At 56.7% G+C, this 18,497-nt stretch carries 17 protein-coding genes and 2 riboswitches; of the genes, 4 read left to right on the forward strand and 13 right to left on the reverse strand.

The window, feature by feature from the left end; all coding sequences use genetic code 11:
• The first annotated feature begins 89 nt into the window (after positions 1–89).
• Positions 90–854 carry a nickel pincer cofactor biosynthesis protein LarC gene (gene larC / locus RGB73_RS25360; RefSeq protein ID WP_310765776.1) on the forward strand — a complete coding sequence of 255 codons (765 nt, stop codon included), beginning with the start codon at positions 90–92 and terminating at the stop codon, positions 852–854.
• 105 nt (positions 855–959) lie between these two features.
• On the forward strand, positions 960–1,661 hold the full coding sequence (locus tag RGB73_RS25365) for a DUF421 domain-containing protein (RefSeq protein ID WP_310765778.1): 702 nt from the start codon (positions 960–962) through the stop codon (positions 1,659–1,661).
• Between the two features lie 6 nt (positions 1,662–1,667).
• Here the strand turns inward: RGB73_RS25365 and RGB73_RS25370 are convergent, their stop codons facing one another.
• Positions 1,668–2,219 carry a DJ-1/PfpI family protein gene (locus RGB73_RS25370; protein ID WP_310765780.1) on the reverse strand — a complete coding sequence of 184 codons (552 nt, stop codon included), beginning with the start codon at positions 2,217–2,219 and terminating at the stop codon, positions 1,668–1,670.
• Between the two features lie 95 nt (positions 2,220–2,314).
• Positions 2,315–3,277, reverse strand: coding sequence for a nickel pincer cofactor biosynthesis protein LarC2 (gene larC2 / locus RGB73_RS25375; protein WP_310765782.1), 963 nt, complete (start codon positions 3,275–3,277; stop codon positions 2,315–2,317).
• A gap of 134 nt (positions 3,278–3,411) precedes the next feature.
• Here larC2 and RGB73_RS25380 point away from each other — a divergent pair, with 134 nt between their 5' ends.
• Positions 3,412–4,425, forward strand: coding sequence for a M23 family metallopeptidase (locus RGB73_RS25380; RefSeq protein ID WP_310765784.1), 1,014 nt, complete (start codon positions 3,412–3,414; stop codon positions 4,423–4,425).
• A 141-nt stretch (positions 4,426–4,566) separates the two neighbouring features.
• On the forward strand, positions 4,567–6,102 hold the full coding sequence (locus tag RGB73_RS25385; protein ID WP_310765786.1) for an aldehyde dehydrogenase family protein: 1,536 nt from the start codon (positions 4,567–4,569) through the stop codon (positions 6,100–6,102).
• 4 nt (positions 6,103–6,106) lie between these two features.
• Here the strand turns inward: RGB73_RS25385 and RGB73_RS25390 are convergent, their stop codons facing one another.
• From RGB73_RS25390 to RGB73_RS25440, 11 genes are all read right to left on the reverse strand, one after another.
• Positions 6,107–7,216, reverse strand: a complete 1,110-nt coding sequence (locus RGB73_RS25390; RefSeq protein ID WP_310765788.1) for a Ger(x)C family spore germination protein — start codon at positions 7,214–7,216, stop codon at positions 6,107–6,109.
• A complete protein-coding gene (locus RGB73_RS25395) occupies positions 7,213–8,301 on the reverse strand; it encodes a GerAB/ArcD/ProY family transporter (RefSeq protein WP_310765790.1) in 1,089 nt (362 codons plus the stop codon). The genes RGB73_RS25390 and RGB73_RS25395 overlap by 4 nt, the downstream gene beginning before the upstream one ends.
• A 5-nt stretch (positions 8,302–8,306) precedes the next feature.
• Entirely contained in the window at positions 8,307–9,806 is a 1,500-nt protein-coding gene (locus RGB73_RS25400) for a spore germination protein (protein WP_396136141.1), read from the reverse strand.
• A gap of 281 nt (positions 9,807–10,087) precedes the next feature.
• Entirely contained in the window at positions 10,088–10,552 is a 465-nt protein-coding gene (gene ribH, locus RGB73_RS25405; protein WP_310765794.1) for a 6,7-dimethyl-8-ribityllumazine synthase, read from the reverse strand.
• Positions 10,553–10,566: 14 nt separating this feature from the next.
• The gene (locus RGB73_RS25410) at positions 10,567–11,766 is read right to left on the reverse strand and encodes a bifunctional 3,4-dihydroxy-2-butanone-4-phosphate synthase/GTP cyclohydrolase II (RefSeq protein WP_310765796.1); all 1,200 of its coding nucleotides are present in this window, start codon (positions 11,764–11,766) and stop codon (positions 10,567–10,569) included.
• A gap of 18 nt (positions 11,767–11,784) precedes the next feature.
• Positions 11,785–12,450, reverse strand: a complete 666-nt coding sequence (locus tag RGB73_RS25415; RefSeq protein ID WP_310765797.1) for a riboflavin synthase — start codon at positions 12,448–12,450, stop codon at positions 11,785–11,787.
• Between the two features lie 24 nt (positions 12,451–12,474).
• The gene (gene ribD / locus RGB73_RS25420) at positions 12,475–13,593 is read right to left on the reverse strand and encodes a bifunctional diaminohydroxyphosphoribosylaminopyrimidine deaminase/5-amino-6-(5-phosphoribosylamino)uracil reductase RibD (RefSeq protein ID WP_310765799.1); all 1,119 of its coding nucleotides are present in this window, start codon (positions 13,591–13,593) and stop codon (positions 12,475–12,477) included.
• Positions 13,594–13,720: 127 nt separating this feature from the next.
• Positions 13,721–13,866: riboswitch (FMN riboswitch) on the reverse strand.
• 133 nt (positions 13,867–13,999) lie between these two features.
• Positions 14,000–14,147: riboswitch (FMN riboswitch) on the reverse strand.
• A gap of 70 nt (positions 14,148–14,217) precedes the next feature.
• Positions 14,218–14,868 (reverse strand): HAD family hydrolase, encoded by a 651-nt coding sequence (locus RGB73_RS25425; RefSeq protein WP_310765801.1) that lies wholly within the window; start codon positions 14,866–14,868, stop codon positions 14,218–14,220.
• Positions 14,869–15,102: 234 nt separating this feature from the next.
• Entirely contained in the window at positions 15,103–15,831 is a 729-nt protein-coding gene (gene yunB / locus RGB73_RS25430; RefSeq protein WP_396136236.1) for a sporulation protein YunB, read from the reverse strand.
• A gap of 57 nt (positions 15,832–15,888) precedes the next feature.
• The gene (locus tag RGB73_RS25435) at positions 15,889–17,076 is read right to left on the reverse strand and encodes an MFS transporter (protein ID WP_310765805.1); all 1,188 of its coding nucleotides are present in this window, start codon (positions 17,074–17,076) and stop codon (positions 15,889–15,891) included.
• A 407-nt stretch (positions 17,077–17,483) separates the two neighbouring features.
• Complete coding sequence (locus RGB73_RS25440) at positions 17,484–18,491, reverse strand: hypothetical protein (RefSeq protein WP_310765807.1); 1,008 nt, start codon at positions 18,489–18,491, stop codon at positions 17,484–17,486.
• Positions 18,492–18,497 lie beyond the last annotated feature (6 nt).

An 18,497-nucleotide genomic window follows, 5' to 3' on the forward strand; every position in this document is an offset into this window, starting at 1 on the left:
TACAATTTGGACAACCCATCAACCAAAGACGAACATATTTTCCCTTTATGATACAGGAAGAAAAGTGGGCTTGAAAAGGAGTGATTGAAGTGCGTATCGCATATTTGGACTGTTTTTCGGGAATCAGCGGAGACATGCTCTTGGCGGCACTCGTCGATGCAGGGGCTGATCGCAGCCGCATCGAGGATCAACTGCGCAAGCTGCCCGGCTTGCACTTTCGCCTCGAATGGAGAACCGTGGTGAAGACCGGCGTCACCGCGCTAAAGCTCGATGTCATCGACGAGACACCCGCGCCTGCGCAGCCTCTCAAACCGCTCAAAGTAATCGGGCAGCATGACCACGCCCATCGTGCCTACAAGGATATCGTGGAGATGATCGAGGCTGCCGAGCTCGCCCCCCGTGTAACGGCTCGCGCCTTGGCCATTTTTGAAAAGATTGCGGTGGCTGAAGCGAAAATTCACGGCGTTCCTGTGGAAACGGTACACTTTCATGAAGTAGGGGCCCTCGATTCCATCGTGGATGTCGTCGGAATCGCGCTCGGCCTGGAGGATCTGGGAATCGATCAGCTCTACTGCGGTCCGGTCCCGACCGGAAACGGCTACGTGCGCTGCGACCATGGCCTCTACCCCGTCCCTGCTCCCGCCACGATGGAAATGCTCGTCGGCATTCCGTTGCGGCGCACGACCGTGGAAAAGGAGCTGACCACACCGACCGGAGCCGGTGTGGCCGCTGCACTGGTGCGCGAGTTTGGCCCCCTCCCGGCCATGACCGTGGACGCAATCGGATACGGCGCCGGGACCCGCGACCTGCCCGACCAGCCAAACGTGCTCCGCCTGCTCGCAGGCCGCCTGTAGCCTGCCCTCCAGTCTGCCGGACAATCCGAGCCACGCAGGCAAACATAGACAGACCTCCCTACGGACATGGTAAGGGTAGATCCATGTTCGGAAGGGAGGTCTGTCATGTCTGCGAATGTTTCCCTGCTGGAAATCCTTTTGCGCACGTCTGTCACCTTTCTAGCCATGCTCATCCTGACCCGCCTTTTGGGCAAAAAGCAGCTCAGCCATCTTACTTTTTTCAATTACGTGACGGGCATTACCTTTGGCTCCATCGCGGCTGAAATCGTCATCCAGAAGGATCTGCTCCTCTTCACGGGGCTCACCGGTCTGATCTGGTGGACGTTTTTGACCTTACTGGTCAGCTATGCCGGCTTGAAATGGCCAAAAGCTCGCATCGCTATTGACGGAGAGCCTACCATCATCATACGCCATGGGGAAATTATCGAATCGGCGATGGCCAGGACCCGTTTGAATCTGGACGATCTGACGATGATGCTGCGTGAGCGTGACGCGTTTTCCATCAGCGAAGTCGAGTACGCCATCCTGGAGCCTCACGGCAAATTGAGCGTATTGAAAAAGCCGGAATATCAATACGCAACGAAAAAGGATGTAAAGGCGAGAACGCCGCTACATCCTTTGCTGCCTGCTGAAATCATCTCCGACGGGAAATACGTCGCGAAAAATCTGATAGAGCTCGGCATCAGCACCAAATGGGTCGAACGACGACTCCATCAGGCTGGCATCCACTCCGTGCACGACGTCTTTTACGCTGAGCTGCAACCCGATCATAGCCTCTACATCGACCGGCGCAATCCCGATCAATGACCTGGTTTAGCGCAGCAATTTGAGAAACTCGCGCATAAACCCGGGCAAGTCCGGCCAAGCATGTCCGGAGACAAAATTGCCGTCGACGTGCAGCGTTTCGGTCTGGTAGATGGCGCCGCACGCTTCCACATCCGGGCGGCACGCCTGGTAAGCAGTCATTTCCCTGCCAGCCAGGTGCTCACGAACCACTGCCAACACCTGAGCACCGTGGCAGATGGCGGCTACGGGCTTGTTTGTCTCGAAAAAGTGGGCAACAATCGGTTTCAGGTGCTCATTCAGCCGAATGTGCTCCGGTGCCCGTCCGCCTGGGATGATCAAGGCGTCAAACGCCTCTGGATTGATCTCGGAAAACGCGGCGTGGGCAGACAGCTGGTACGCAGGCTTTTCTGTATACGTCTCGCTGTGAGCTTCAAAATCGTGGCAGACCGTATGCAGGGTCTTTACACTCGGCGCTGCAATGACGGTTTCGAAACCTTCTTCCAGACAACGGTAGTACGGGTAGTAGACTTCCAGCGCCTCTACTGCATCTCCTGTGACAATCAACACTTTTTTGCTCATCTCACAGCCTCCTTGGAAAATGGATAGGGAGGAAATTCTCCTCGTTTTCCAATTCTTTGAAGGGAGTCCGTGCTCCTGCTGTCTTTACACGAATTTCACAGACTTTTCTCGGACGCCAGCTGTACCGCCTGCTGGTACACCTGCCTGAGGGGCACTCCAGCCGCTTCCGCCAGCTTCGCGCATGCAGCGTATTCCGGAGCGACCTGCACTTTCTTTTCGCGATGGAATCCCAGCTTGACTGTGACTTCACCCCACTCGGTTGCCACTGTCACAAAACGGCGAGCAAGACGGTGGCACGCGACCGGGAACGAACGGATGCCAAATGTTGTGGTTTCCGTAAACAGGAGCGTTTTCAACGCTTCCGCCTCGCTCTGGTAGCACATGACCTGCAGGAGTGTACCCGGGCGGCTTTTTTTCATCGTCACCGGCTGAAAGTGGACGTCGTTGGCACCAGCCCGCAGACAGAGCTCCATCACGTAAGCGAGCCACTCCGGACTGCTGTCGTCCAGGTTGGCTTGCAGCAGCAGCATCCCTTCATCGATATGTTCTTCCTCATGGTTTCTCTGCTCCCGAACTACCGAAATCCCTTGCGCCTCGCCATCTTCCAGCACAAGAACGGCGAGACCCTCGCCCTTCTCGATTCGCTGCAGCCGTCCTTCCAGCTCGGCCAGAGGCTTAGCGCCAGCCTCGCGCAGCCATGCCATCGCCAGTGGAGAGAATGTTTCCATCCCCCACTCCTTCTTCTCTGTCAGCTCCCAGCCCGTCATCAGTTCCAGCAATGGGAGCGGCAATCCGGCAGGCACAGGGAGAGGCTGCACCAGCAGTTCGAACGGAGGGCTGTCCTGGCTTGCCACCCCCGCCAATTGAAGCAGCGCCTCCTCCTCTTCCTCCCATCGGACCGAGGGACAAAGGGCTCGCAAGCTTCGCACCTGTCCAAGCAGCGCCTCTCCCCTCCCCAAGGCAGTGTCGTCACGGTGCTCCAGCACTCCAAGTCTGCGAAGGGGGGCGACCAGGTGTCGCAAGGCTAGCGGCGCTTCGGCACGTATCACCAATTTCATGCAGGCTTCCTCCCTTTTGAGCCGTTTTGCTCTTTTCTAGCATCATACCGCAAATCTTCCAGAAAGTATGTTGGATAAACGGCCCCCGCTGGCAGAAACTACAACGGAGACTATCTGGGCTGGAGGGAGACGGGATGCGAGTTTTCCGCCTAATCATTCAGATTAGCTTGTGCGTGGCTGCCGCTATCATGCCGCTGGAATCCGTCGCGGCCGCAGATTCATCTGCTACTGCTGCCGGAGCCGATCGGCTCATGAAGGCGCGTCTGGAGCTTTTCCAGCGGATGGAGTCGTTGTATGGGATTCCCTGGACGTATCTGGCTGCCGTCGACCAATACGAGCGAACGATGAAAATACGAAGAAAGAAGGGCACGGAAGCGTCTTCTTCCCGCTTGACTTCCATCGACATTCCCCCTGAGCGTTGGGGCGGAATGTGGAATCCGGACACGGAGGACACGAATCCGGCTTCCATCGCCTTTTTCAACGGCATGGGCATAGATGGCGACAGTGACGGGATTGCGGACCGCCACAACGACATAGATGTGCTCGCTTCCGTCATCCGCTATCTGTCTGCGTACGGCTATTCCTCGGATGACTGGGGGATCGGGCTATGGTCGTACTACCAGCGAGACCGGTCGGTGAAGACGATCAAACAGTTCGCCAAAGTGTACGACAAATACCAGCACCTGAATCTGGAGCAGCGCCATTTCCCAATTCCCCCGCGCTACACCTACAGCTATCGCAGCACGTGGGGAGCCAGCCGCGGCTGGGGAGGGCACCGCATCCATGAAGGGACCGATATTTTCGCTTCGTACGGGACGCCCGTCCTCAGCACAGCCTACGGGGTCATCGAAGTCATCGGATGGAACCGCTACGGAGGCTGGCGTATCGGCATGCGCGACATGGGCAACGTGTACCACTATTTCGCTCATCTTTCCTCATTTAAAAAAGGGCTAAAGCCGGGCGATATCGTGGAGCCTGGACAAGTCATCGGCTACGTGGGCAGTTCCGGATACGGGAAGCCTGGCACCGCAGGCAAATTTCCGCCTCACCTGCACTACGGGATGTACCGCGAAACAGGCGGTGCCGACTGGGCATTTGATCCTTATCCTTACCTGAGACGCTGGGAGCGGCAGAGCCGGAAGCGCTGAGCTGCTTTCGCCCCGCGAAGCGTTGTTGCCTGAAGCGGCAAAGTCGGCCGCTTCTTTGCGTTTGACAGAAAGAGCACGGGCCTCCTACAATGGTCACATTCCATTACGAAACGCGTTTTCTACGCGAGAGAGGTGAGTCTCATGGCTGTGCTGTCCATGCGGAACCCGGCCACAGGCGAAGTACTGGGTACCGTGTCAGAAGCCACGCCCGAGCAGGTTCGCCAGACGATGAAACAGGCCCGGGCTGCCTTTGCTTCCTGGTCGGCGACTGCACTGTCGAAGCGAATCGATTACTTGGTCCGCCTGCGCCACTATTTGGTCGACCACGGCGAAAAGCTCGCTCATAAAATCAGCCAGGATACGGGAAAGGTCACCCTGGAAGCGTTCATGACCGAGATCTTCGTCACTGTCGACACGATCCGTTTTTATGAAAAGCACGCACGCCGCATGCTTTCTCCGCAAAAGGTTCCCACCGGTCTCGTTCTGTGGCCAAAGAAATCGTACATTCACTTCAAACCCATGGGAGTTGTGGCAGTCATCTCCCCGTGGAATTATCCCTTCCAGCTGGCCGTGATTCCCGTTCTTTCCGCGCTTGTGGCGGGCAACACGGTGATTCTGAAGCCTTCCGAAGTCACCCCGGCCACTGGCATGCTCATCGAAGAGATGTTTCGGGCGGTGCCTCTGCCGGATGGCGTCGTGTCCGTACTCCACGGCGGAAGAAGCGTCGGACAGGAGCTCGTATCCGCCCGACCTGATAAAATTTTCTTCACCGGATCGGTAGCGACGGGGAAGAAAATCATGGCGGCAGCTGCGGAGCACCTGATCCCGGTGGAGCTGGAGCTTGGCGGAAAGGACCCGATGATCGTGCTTGCGGACGCGCACTTGGAGAGAGCTGCCAATGCCGCTGTCTGGGGTGCCTTTACCAATTCCGGCCAAGTCTGTATGTCGGTTGAGCGCGTGTACGTCCACGAGAGCGTCTATCCGAAATTTTTGCAGCTCGTCACAGAAAAAGCCGCCGCTTTGCGCCAGGGCTACCCCGACCAGGCGGAGATCGGCTCGATGACCTCTCCCCAGCAGTTAGCCATCGTGCGGGAACACGTGGCAGACGCTTTGTCCAAAGGAGCCAGGGCCGTACTCGGCGGTCAACCTCCAGCAGACGAAGACAGTCTGTTTTTGCCGCCAACCATCCTGACCGATGTCACATCCGATATGAAAGTCATGCAAGAGGAGACGTTTGGCCCGGTCCTCCCGATCATGACGTTTTCCGATGAAGAGGAAGCCGTTCGCCTCGCGAATGCATCCCCGTACGGATTGAATGCTTCCGTCTGGTCTATGGACAGGAGGCGGGCGAAAAGCATCGCAGAGCGGCTGGAGAGCGGCAATGTCTGCATCAACGACGTCATCATCAGCTACGCCAATCCCTACCTTCCCTTTGGAGGCGTCAAGCAAAGCGGCATCGGCCGGTACCGAGGTCCCTTTGGCTTGCAGGCTTTTACCCACAGCACCTCCATCATCCACGACCCCGGCACCCGAAAGCGGGAGGTCAACTGGTATCCTTACACGGAGGACCAGCGGAAGCTGTTTCTGGGCCTGACCCGACTGCTCTTCTCCCGCGACCGCAAGTGGGAGCGCGGGACGCTGGGCGCGATTTGGCGCGAGTGGAAGCGTCTTTTTTAGTCGATCAGTCGAGCGTTCCGAATCCAACGATTTCCAAGCCGACGTGGACGTCGATTCCGGCCTTTTGGTACAGCTTCAGCCCAATGTCCCGGCTCCATTTCCCACGATATTGCCGCCGGAAGCTTTCCTCCAATTGGGCCGGATCGATCCCCGCCTTTTGAAACCGCTTGAGTGTTGCCAGCGCTTCTTTTTTAAATTGGCCTTCCAGCTGTTTCTTCAGCGTCTCCATTTCCCCATCGTTGTCCAGCCGCTTCGTTCCGGTATAGCCGACAAGAGTAACCCGGTATTCGAGGTTGATGTGGAGCTCCGGTTTTTCGAGGCTCCCTTTGCTTCTGACCCTTCCCTTGGACCAGACGAAATCCAGCACGATTTGTTCCTTTTTTCCGTCAGCAGGCAGCTCGAAGCTCATGCGAGGGAGCCGCTTTCTGCCGATGACCGCCTGAACCAGCTTGCCTTCCCGCTGGGTCATCGTATCGATCATCTTGTCCCCGCGGAAGAGAGCTGCTTTGTCTACAAAGATATCCTCTGTGTGCTTTACCAGGTAGGGCATGTTCGGATCACAAACTCCGCTCGTCGTCATGAAAATGTAATCCTTGATGGTCGTAAAAGAAGAAAAAGCCGTTTCTACACGGGGTCGCAACAGATCGTTCAAGTAGGTGTTCAGCTCCGGCTTGTGCTGGTAGTTACCGCGAACGACATCCTCTGCCCGTCCTTTGACGATCGCCACGAATACATTCTCCCCGACGATCGGATTGCGGTACAAATCCATCAATACTTTGCCGAGCCCTACCTTGCGCGCGTACTCTTCGCTGAACAGGACCACGCGCAGCTGGGAGAGCGACATCGTCCTCTCCGCCATGCTGGAGAGCTTGAGGATCGCTTCACTCGTCACCGTTGCCACCGTCGAATACGTCTGGGTCATTTCTTTCGAACGGCTGGACGGAACCGGTATGGACACGCTCACCTGCACATTCTTGTCGCCACTGTAATCGTAGCCGATGACACCGATCATCGCCATGTCTTCGAGCGATGGCGTCTCGTACTCCGACGCACAGCCTGCGAGGACCACCATCACGGCCAAAGCCAGCGCTGCGAAGAGGCCTACTCTCCTCATGCAGCCTCGCCTCCGCTTCGGCTGCGGACGGCATGGACCAGCAGCAAGAAAACGGGCCAAAGTATCACCGTGTACCCCATATAGACGTTGACCTTGTCAAACAAGAACTGCTGGAACTGGAGAGGGAGCGGACCGCGAATCATGAAATACGCGATGGTAGCCGGCAGCAGCAGATGCCACCACTTCCTTTTGCCGCTCCATTCCTCGATCCCTCTGCGAGCCACCCACAAGTAGGCGGTACTCGTGCTCAAGACGAGAAAAACCCACAAGCCTACACCCAGATTTTCCATCCGCTCCAGGAACGACAGCTCGACAGCCTTGAACAGATTGAGGATCGGGTAAATCAAATGCTCCATCTCCCACACGGAAAAATAGGCCACGCTGGTGAGCAGGATGACGACGTAAAACGCGACGACCAGCCAAACGCCGATGAGGGCGTCGCGCAACGCCTTGCTCTTCTTTTGGATAAATGGATAGTAAAAGAGCAAAAGCTCGTATCCGAACATGCTGGTAGACGATTGGTGCAAAGCGTGGAGCACATCGGATAAAGTAGTATTGAACAAAGGAAAGATGTGCATGATTCCGCCTTTGATATATCCCCATTGCAGCAAGTACACCATCCATCCGGTAAAAAAGAAGGAAATCAGGCAAAAGCGGGCAACGAGCTTGATCCCTCCATTCGTGATGTAGATCATGACCAAAGACAATCCGAGCAGTGGCAATGTGACTGTTTCGTTGCTAAGCATGGAGGTTTGCGCGAGCCTGACATACCCCGAATTGGCTGCCGCAACGTTCAGCGTGGCGTAAGCGATGACGAGGATGTTGACAAGCCTCCCCAGCCATTTTCCCAGCAGCTTTTCATTGATGACGTACAGGGAATCATCCGGGTAACGCGAGCACAGCGCATTCATGGGATAGAGCGTCAACGTCACGAGCACACCCAAAATAAATGGAAGCCACCACTGGTTGTACCCCATCGCGCTGACCGAGTGGGACAGCATAAGCAGATTGACCCCGATGCACGTATTCAGCACCAGGCCAATCACATGATACGGGTTGAGGTTTTCGATCTTCGCCTGGTCCATCAAACCTACTCCTCGCCAACCGGCCTCACTTTTTTGCGTTTTGCCCGGGACATGGTATTGCGGTAAAGCATATAAATAAGCGGCACCCGAACCAGACCATTCAACATATCCGTCCACTTTCGCGGAACCCCGGCGGTCATGTACGGAGTACCGAGTGAAGTCAAATCCAGCAGATGTGCAAAGAGAAACGCCAGCATCAGAAATTGTCCGTACATGCCCAGTAAGCCTGCGATGAGGATGAAGGCGTACCGTACGAGCCGGATCGCATTGCTCATGAGGAAGTTGGGAGGCACGAACGAGAGCAAGGCGGAAACCGATACGAGAACAATCAGGATATTGCTGGCAAGCCCCGCCTGAACGGATGCCGTCCCGATGACGATACCGCCTACGATGCCGATCGTCTGCCCGATTTTGGTCGGCATCCGGATCCCGGCTTCCCGCAAGATCTCGATGATCAGTTCCATGATCATCACTTCGACTACGGGCGGAAAAGGCACCCTGCTTCGCGATTCGGAAAGGATGGTGAGCAAGGCGGGCGGGAGCATCTCGGGATGGTACGTGAGAACGGACACGTAGCTGGACGTCAGCAAGATGGTAATGAACAGGCCGAAAAACCGAATCATCCGCAGCAAACTGGCTGTCGACCAGCGATTGTAAAAGTCTTCGGGACTGCTGAACAGCTCCAGGAAGGACGAAGGACAAATCGCCGCGTCCGGGCTTCCATTCAAAAGCACGACAATTCTTCCATCGAGGAGAGCAGCGGTGGCGTTATCCGGGCGGTTGGTCAATCCGAACTGGGGAAAAGGCGAGTACGGCTTGTCCTCCAGCATTTGCTTGAGCACCGGCATCCCGACAAAGCCATGATACTCCACATTTTGGATCCGTCTTTTCACCCGCTCCACGTTTTCCGGATTAGCGATGTCCTCCATGTAGATGACAGCCACGCGATTGTGCGTCTCCGTGCCGATCGTGCTCGCGGCGACTTTCAAGTAGGGCGAAGCGATCCTGCGGCGCAGTAGCGACAAATTGATTTCCAGCATTTCCACAAAGGAGTCTTGCGGGCCGAGAACAGTGGACTCATTTTCCGATTGGGAAATGTTGCGATGCTCGACTTGGAAAGTATTGACCTGCAAAATGAGATTCCGGTCAAGAAAAAACAGGATGGTATGGCCCCTTAGCAAATTATTCAGCAAGGGGGTAAGGTCCTCCGAATTGTGCGGCTGGGCGAGAGGCAGCACTTCCAGCGGATGCCGGCCGTCAGACCGCTGCAGCGGGAGGAGAATCGTATCGTAGATCTGGTTCTTGTCCACCATCGTATCCAGATAAAACACGTGAACGCTCTCGCCATTCATCTTCAAATCCAAACTGCTGAGATCGTCCACGTCCTCCAGCTGATCTTTCACACGCTCAGGAGTGATCGTGCTGCCGTACCTTTGCTGCTTGCTGTTTCCTTGCGAGGCGCGCACCTTTTCGACCTGTTGTCTCCACCACTCCATCGGCTTCACCTTGGAACCCCCGACCTTTTTTGGAAATTCATTCTTACTGTTCCCTGCCACGGCGTCTTTATCCAGAGGGGACGAGCTTCTCAGGTGCTCGATCTCCCCGACAAAGGGATATTTCCGGGGCAGCGGCGCTCCGGCAGTTCGAAATCCTGGATACGCCATGCTTTTATGGCGGAGCTACGGCTGCTCTTATACTGGATAGAAATTGTATACATTCCTATCTGTACAAAAAAGGACGCACATGGCGTCCTGTCGTGTCTCTCTATCCTTTTTTGCTCTGCGGTTTACGCGAACTGCTTGCTGAGATTCGCCATCTCGATTGCAGCGGCAGCAGCTTCCCAGCCTTTGTTGCCGGCCTTGGTCCCGGCCCGCTCGATGGCTTGCTCGATGGAATCCGTCGTCAGCACACCGAAGATCACCGGGATTCCTGTCGACAGCGAAAGTGCCGCTACGCCTTTGGCGGTCTCGCTGCACACGTAATCGAAGTGCGGGGTCGCTCCGCGAATGACGGCTCCGAGCGTCACTACGGCGTCGTAGCGGCCCGACTCCGCCATTTTCTTTGCGATGAGGGGAATCTCAAATGCCCCCGGCACCCACGCCACGTCGACGTTTTCCTCCTCGACTCCGTGGCGTTTCAGCGCGTCAAGAGCCCCTCCCACCAGCTTGCCGACGATAAATTCGTTGAACCGTCCCGCTACGATTCCCACGCGCAGTCCCGTCCCTACCAGATGTCCTTCGAATGTTTTCATGTCTGATCCGCTCCTTATCGATGTAAGTGAAGCAGGTGTCCCAGCTTCTCTTGTTTCGTAGCCAAATATTTGCGGTTGTGCTTATGCTCCGGCATTTGAAGGGGCACCCGCTCCTCGACCTTTAGCCCATAGCCGTCCAGCCCCCGTATTTTCCGGGGATTGTTGGTCAAAAGGCGCATCCGCCGAACACCCAGATCGCGCAAGATTTGAGCCCCGATGCCATAGTCTCGCAGGTCCGCCGGAAAGCCCAGCCTTTCATTCGCTTCGACCGTATCCAGACCTTCTTCCTGGAGCTTGTAGGCGCGCAGCTTGTTGATCAGTCCGATCCCGCGGCCTTCCTGGCGCATGTACAGGAGCACGCCGCGTCCTTCCGCCTCGATTTGCTCCAGAGCCGCATGCAGCTGCGGGCCGCAATCGCACCGATGCGAGCCGAACACATCACCCGTCAGGCATTCGGAATGCACGCGCACGAGGATTTGTTCCTGCAAAGAAATGTCTCCCTTGATCAGGGCCACATGCTCCTTGCCATCCAGCTCATTGGTGTAGGCGGCGATGCGAAAATCTCCGTACGCCGTAGGCAGCTGGACCTCGATCTCCTTTTTCACCAGCGATTCCTTCGCCATCCGATAGCGGATGAGATCGGCGATCGTAATCAGCTTCAGGTCAAACCGCTGTGCGATTTCCTGCAGCTGCGGAAGGCGCGCCATGGAGCCGTCTTCATTCATGATTTCGCAGATGACGCCGGCAGGTGCAGCCCCGGCCAAATGCGCCAGGTCGACCGCTGCTTCGGTGTGCCCCGCTCTGCGCAGGACTCCGCCCGTTCTTGCAATCAGCGGAAAGATGTGGCCCGGGCGCCGAAAATCTTCGGCAGTCCGGCTCTCGTCGAGCATCGCGAGCACCGTTTGGGACCTTTCGTGGGCCGAGATGCCCGTATGCGTGCTTCTCTCGTCAATGGAAACGGTAAAAGCCGTGCCCTGCTTGTCCGTATTGTCCTCGACCATCGGCCGCAGCCCCAGGCAAGCTGCACGCTCCTCTGTCACCGGAACGCAGACCAGCCCTCTGCCGTGAGTCACCATGAAGTTGATCATATCCGGGGTAGCCGCTTCCGCGAGGCAGACGAAATCCCCTTCGTTTTCACGATCCTCGTCGTCGACGACGATCACTGCCTTGCCCAGACGCAAATCTTCCAAAGCTGCTTCTATGCTGTCAAACATCCAATCTCCCTCCTCGACTTAGACAAATCCGTTTTCCTGCAAAAACGCCAGGCTCAGCTTCGCCGGCTGCTCATGCACTCCGCCCGACTCCCGTGTTCGCCATCCCAGCAGACGCTCGACGTATTTGCCGATAACGTCGGCCTCCAGGTTTACCTGATCCCCGACCTTTCGATCCCGCAGACTCGTCTCCGCCAGCGTGTGGGGAATGATCGAGACTGAAAAGCTGCTGTCATCGACATCCACCACCGTCAGGCTAATGCCGTCGATGCAGATGGAGCCTCGCGGGATGACGTATTTCAAAAGAGACGGATCGGCTGCGATGCGAAACAGGACCGCATTGGCGTGTGACTGCCGGGCCGAGACCGTCCCGGTGCCGTCCACATGCCCGGAGACGATGTGCCCTCCAAACCGGTCGCCCAGGCGCATCGCCCGCTCCAGATTGACGCGCTGTCCCTGTCTCAGCTGGCGCAGGCTGGTTTTGTTCATCGTCTCCGGCATGACATCTACCGTGAAATGCCGGGATGTAAAGGAGGTAACCGTGAGACAGATGCCATTCACCGCGATGCTGTCGCCCGTTTTCACGCCTTCGAGCACTCTTTGGGCGCTAATGACGAGCCGGCTCGCCTCGCCGCTGCCTGTCATGGCCTCCAGTACCCCCAATTCCTCCACCAGTCCGGTAAACATGTGTTTCCCTCCTTTTCCGATCGGTCATTCCTTCTCGAGCGGTGCCGCAGTCCACTTCGGATAGCCGACGATGCGGATATCCTGTCCGTCCACTTGCTCGATGCGAATATCGGTAAGGGAAACCGCCTCCCCCATGGCCGCAAACCCAGTCCCGCCGAACGGCGTAGGGGCCTGGCTTCCGCCGACCAGCTTCAGCGAGAGGTAGCTGACCACTTTTTGAATGGCCCTCGCTCGCAGGAAGGATCCGTTCACTTCCGCCCCTCCCTCCACCAACAAGGAGGTGATTCCCCGCTCGCCCAGTCGCTGCAAAACTTCGTCCACCAGGAGCGGACCGTCCAGCGTGATCACCGTAACCCCCTCTGCTTCAAGTGCTTCCCGTTTTTCCACAGGAGATTTCTCTGTGGCAAAAATCCAGGTCGGTACGGAGCGGTCCTGCACGATACGAGCGGTCAGCGGCGTACGCAGAGCACTGTCCAAGACCACCCTCACAGGCTGTCTGCCGTACTTCTCTCCATGCAGCCGTGCCGTCAGCTCCGGATTGTCAGCCAGCACGGTTCCCACTCCGACCAGAATGGCATCGTTCATCCTGCGCAGCTCGTGCACTTCCCCGCGCGCCGCCTCGCCGGTGATCCATCGGCTATGGCCCGTCGCCGTCGCGATTTTCCCGTCCAGCGTACTCGCCGTCTTCACCGTGACGAATGGCCGCTTGGTCTGGATGTAGTGAAAAAAGACTTCGTTGAGCCGGAGTGCTTCCTGCTCGCAGACCCCGGCCGTCACATCTACCCCGGCCGAACGCATGAGCGCGATCCCTCTCCCCGCCACCAGCGGATTGGGGTCGAGCACCGCGACGACTGCTCTGGAGATGCCCGCCGCCACGACCGCTTCCGCGCATGGCGGGGTTCTTCCATGGTGGCTGCACGGCTCCAGCGTCACGTACAAGGTCGCATCTTTGGCCTTTTCGCCCGCCATGCGCAGCGCGTGCACCTCGGCGTGCGGCTCTCCTGCCTTCAGATGGGCTCCCATGCCGACGACCTGCCCTTCTCGCACGATGACGGCCCCGACCAGCGGATTGGGGCTCGTCTGCCCTCTCGCCGCTTGCGCCAGCTCCAGTGCCAGCGCCATGAATCGTACATCCTGTTCCATCTCTCTCTCCTATCTCTCGTGGATTCCAGCCAAAACAAAAAGCCCTTGAAACCTTCGTTTCAGGGCATAGGGAAAGAAGCCTTGCTCCATCCGTTTTTTCGAAAAAAAACGGATGAGAAAGCGCCATCTGCATCTTCTCCCATCCGGACTGTACCGTCGGCTCTGGATTTTCACCAGATCAGTCGCCGCCCTGTCGGGTCAGCGAGTCGCGGGCTGGACGCGAGATGCGTCATCACCGCCGGTCGGGAATCTCACCCTGCCCTGAAGATCGCTCTTATGAAGTTGCCGCTTATTCCTAGTCTACCCTCCCCGATGAAATAGTAAATGCCCCGAGTCAAGGTCTCAGGGCATCAAGAAACAAGCCTTGCTTGTACCGTTTTTGCAAAAACGGCCAAGAGGCTATTCCAAACACCTTCTCCCATCCGGACTGTACCGTCGGCCTTGGAATTTCACCAAGTCAGTCGCTGCCCAAAAGTCAGACAGCGAGTCGCGGGCTCAGACGTGCGTTCGTCATCACCGCCGGTCGGGAATTTCACCCTACCCTGAAGGCTGGTATTCAGTTACGGTAAGTATAGCACAACTTTGGACAGCGCCGACACTTTTCAGCTGCAAAAGATTTTTGATTCAGCAAATAGCCAATAGCCCGCGCAATTCACTCAGAGCGACAACCGGAGTGACGCCCCTTCGCTCCATCTCTTGCGCCTCTCCCTGATACGCTATGAACCGGATGCCGGCATCCTGCGCAGCCTTCCCGTCGATCCAGGAGTCGCCCACCATCATCCAGGCTGCGGTCGGCCACTCGGGATGCTTTTGCAAAATATAATGGACACCCGAAGGCGACGGCTTCAACTCGGCCATTTGCTCCCTCCCCACGATTTCCGCGAAGTAATGGGCGATGCCCGTCTCCTGCAGCGCTTCCTGTGCAGCCGCACAAGCATTGTTGGTGAGTATGTAGAGCCGGTAGCGCTGATGCAGTGCAGCCAGCACTTCCGCTGCGTGGTCCTCCAGCACAGCTCCGTGCATGCCTTCCTTCTCAACTGCAGCGACGGCTTCCCACATCTGCGCCTCGAGCCGCTCGGTCATGCGGGCAGACTGTCTCCCGAGCTCGATCAGCTGCGACGCTGTATGCCGCTGCCAATCCAGGTCGGGCTGACAGCAGCCGTTTTCCAGCAGCAGTGAAAAAATTGCCTGTTTCATCCGTGCAAAGTCGATGCTTGATTTCAGCAAGGTGTTGTCCATATCGAAAATGATCCCTTTGCCATAGTGCTGGTCCATCGTTTCCTCCCCACAGACGCTTCTGCGATTCGTCTGGCCGTTTTCTTTCATAGTAACGGGAAACCTTCGCCCCGAACACCCTTTTTGTTCATACTGCTTGAAAGAGCCGCTTTTTGGTGTCGATAATCATTTGGGGATTGTGGTGGGGACAGGCTTATTTCCCTCCTAAAACAAAGCAGCGACACCCCGGACATGACTGCTCATGTGCTCCGGGGTGTCGCTTTGTTCGTCCGATCACGGCTGCTCTGGAGGGTTCAAGACATCCTGGCTCTGCGGAGTCTGCGCCCTCGGCACATCCGGCTTGCCTTCGGGACTGTTGTACAAATACTGCGGCACATCGCCGACGATCAGCGAGTGAGTGATCGGGATTTTCGTAGTGACAGTCTGCTCGTCGGTTGCAAACGGAATGACGATGCGCAGATCGACCTCCACGAAAATATAGACCGTGGCCAGCACCATGTTGATGCCCGCTTCCTTCAGCTCTGTCTCCAGCCTGGTCTTGACCGATCCGATCGGCATGAATGTTATGGGCAATTCGGGTCCCATGTTCGCCAAAAAGCTGTTGCCCGTCGCAAGTCCGAGCGGGATCGTCCGGTCCACCTTTTCCGTCTCGAACTCCTGCAGCTTGTTTTGGACGCGGGAAGTGGTCTCCCCCACGATCCGCGCGTACTCTTTGAAATTGAATTGATACGCCTGAATCTGCCCCTGGTTGTCTTTTTCGATCCGAACAATCTGATTAAAGTCGACGCCTTGTTGGGAAATCCGCTTGGTTACCGCATCCGTAATCGCCTCTTTGGCCAACTGCTCTGTCTTTTGCGAAGCCAGGATCAAGAGCGTCGGCTCCAGCCGTTTTTCCAGGAAGACCAGCGTCTGAATCGACAGGACCAAAAAGATTACCACCGCGATAAAGAACGCCTTCGTTCGGGAAAGCGGGTTCTTGAAGCGTCGACGGGGTCGAAACATCGCCACGCCCGTCACCTCCCAATTGGTACATCCTATGGCTTCGGGAGTGAAAAAAGACTATCGTTTGCGCAAGCAGTACCAAGCAAGGCCGAGCAGCCCGAAGAGAAACAGCAGCTGGGCCCCGGCCACCATCCCGAACAGTCCGAGCTGCCCTGCGAGCGGCGGAGCGGCCACGAAACCAATGAAAAAACCGATGCGGCTCAGCGTACTCTGCACGCCGATCACCCTGCCGCGAATCTCGTTGTCCGCTTGCTGAAGCAGAGAGCTCCCGTACACCTGAGCTCCCCCGGCGAACAGGCCGGCGACCGTCAGCATCACAAGCACGATCATCGTTTCCGTGCCCATGAACGCCAATGCGACCGTCAACGCCAGCATCACGGAAGCAGCAAACAGCCGTACGACAAGTCTGGTTCTCCAGCGCGCCGCCACATAAGAGCCGCCCATCGCTCCGAGGCTCATCGCCGACCACATCAAGCCGTGCAGGAGTGAATCTCCGGCCGCAAGCTTCTGGGCCAGAAACGGCAAGCCGTAATTGTGCGATGCCGTGCTGATGGACTCAAACAAGGCCAGCAGGCTGATCGCCAAGAGAACGGGCTCTTTACCCAAATACGCGAGAGCTGCCCGAAACCCAACCGTCTCATGTCCAGGCGTCCCGGCTTTTATCGGGGCCCCAGGCAGTCCCCCTCCCGCTTCGCTCCTCGCCCCGCTCCCCCAGCTCATGCGGGAAAGTACCGCGGCAGACAGGAAAAAGCTGGAAGCGTCGATGACGATGACGCTCGAATAACCAACGCCGTCTGTCAGGACACCGCCAAGAGCAAAACCGAGGATCCCCACGACAGACTCCAGCCTGACCGTCAAACCGTTGATTTTGACCAGATTCTCCTGCCCGAACATCTGTGGCAGAGAGGACTGGAAGCTGACGTGAAACTGGCTGTACAGCATGCCCTTTAAAAAGGCAGCCGCTACCACGACATAGGGGTGGGGAAAAAAGACGATGGCCATAAGGGCGAGACCCGCTCCCGCATCGCTCGCAATCATCGCCCTTCTCCTGTCGACGCGGTCGGCCAATACACCGGCAATGGGACTAAACAAAATTCCCCCGATCTGGCGGGCTACAAAAAAGGCGGTCAACCAAAACGCGCTGTGCTCAAACGTAAAGATCAGCGCGCTGCACGCGATCAAATCCATGCGCGATCCCAAAGTGGACAGCGCATTGACATACAAATACGTCCTCATTCGAATCATCTATCCAAACCTCCTGATCATCAGCAGGCGGTCCGGATCGCACGCCCCCGTCTAGCGGGTGCGTACACTGATTGTGGCAGTTGACATGCGCATGCCTCCTTGTTGTCTAAGATCGTTTGACCCAAGCTACGCTGCAAGGGACGGGGGCGCTTCCCCATGACGTCCTGCACGGCGCTTGGCACCGTACGTCCATCATATCAGCGGACATGGCATGCGGAAAAGTGCTTCTCCGGAAGTACTCCATGGACGGATCGACTTTCCCTAGGAATATACGCAAACTGCATGATACATTCATTTCATGAAGAAATCATCATTGAAGCGTCGACAAAGAACGTACACGCCCATTTGGCGTTGGAACCCGATTCGAGCAAAAAGCGCGGGAATCACCCTCCCGCGCTCGCTTGCTTCTACTGGCCGATCTGAATCGAGTCCACGATCTTTTGCACGCGATTCTCCATCGACTTGGTCTTGACCCAGTCCGAGATCGTAAAGGCGATCATGTACGCGTTTTTGCCTTTTTCCAGCAAATAAAACGTCTTCTCAAACCGGGTCCCTCCGTTTTTCCCCTGCGCAACGATCTTGTACCCCTGCATACCCGCCAGGCTGATCGCTTTGCTCTCCTTTACCACATAGCTGTAGGAAGAGGAATCTTCCTTGATCACTTTTTCGACTTCCGTGCGCACCTCTGAAAGCCTTCCGGGCCCTGCGATCACGATGGCGTTTCCTCCCGTAAACTCGTACATCCTCGTGCCTTCCGCGCCACTCGTCTCTTTCCAGTGCTCGGGAATGCTGATGGAAAAATTCAGCCCCGGAATTTTGACTGTCGCCATCGCGTCTCTGTCGATCAACTCGTCGTCCGTGATGTCCCCGAGAGCGGGATTCATCGCGCCCGTGTCGACGGACAGCGACTGCCTGATCGTCTGAATCAGCTCGGCGGCCTGCTCGGGGGTTGCTTCGGGATCGTAGGCGATCTCTACGTACACTTTGTAGTCTCCCTTGAAGAAAAAGAAGTCCTGCTCCGGGTACCAGCCGGATCCGTCCGAGGAGCTGAATTTCTGCTCTTTGGCAGGTACGCCCGCGATCGTCGAGCTCTTCACTTCCGGATCGACCTTCAAATAGCTCTCGTTCACGACATCCCGATACAGCTGTTCGTGCTTTTTCACCCAATCGTCCAGCGTCAGTCCGTCTTCTTTGGACGTGATCTTGATTTTCAGCCACTGCCGGCCATTCTTGCTGGAAAATTGCGTGAACGTCTGGTTGTACATGTTCTCCCAATCTGCGGGCACCTTGACTTTCAGGCCAAAGTCCTCATCGGTAAACCAGCGGTATTTGCCCTCGACTGTGGAGATGTCCTTGATGGCTGTCTCCCCTTTAGAAGTCCGGTGAAAAAGTCCGCGTAAGCAGGCCTTTATCACGGGTTT

Source organism: Brevibacillus brevis, assembly GCF_031583145.1.
GTDB lineage: Bacteria > Bacillota > Bacilli > Brevibacillales > Brevibacillaceae > Brevibacillus > Brevibacillus brevis_E.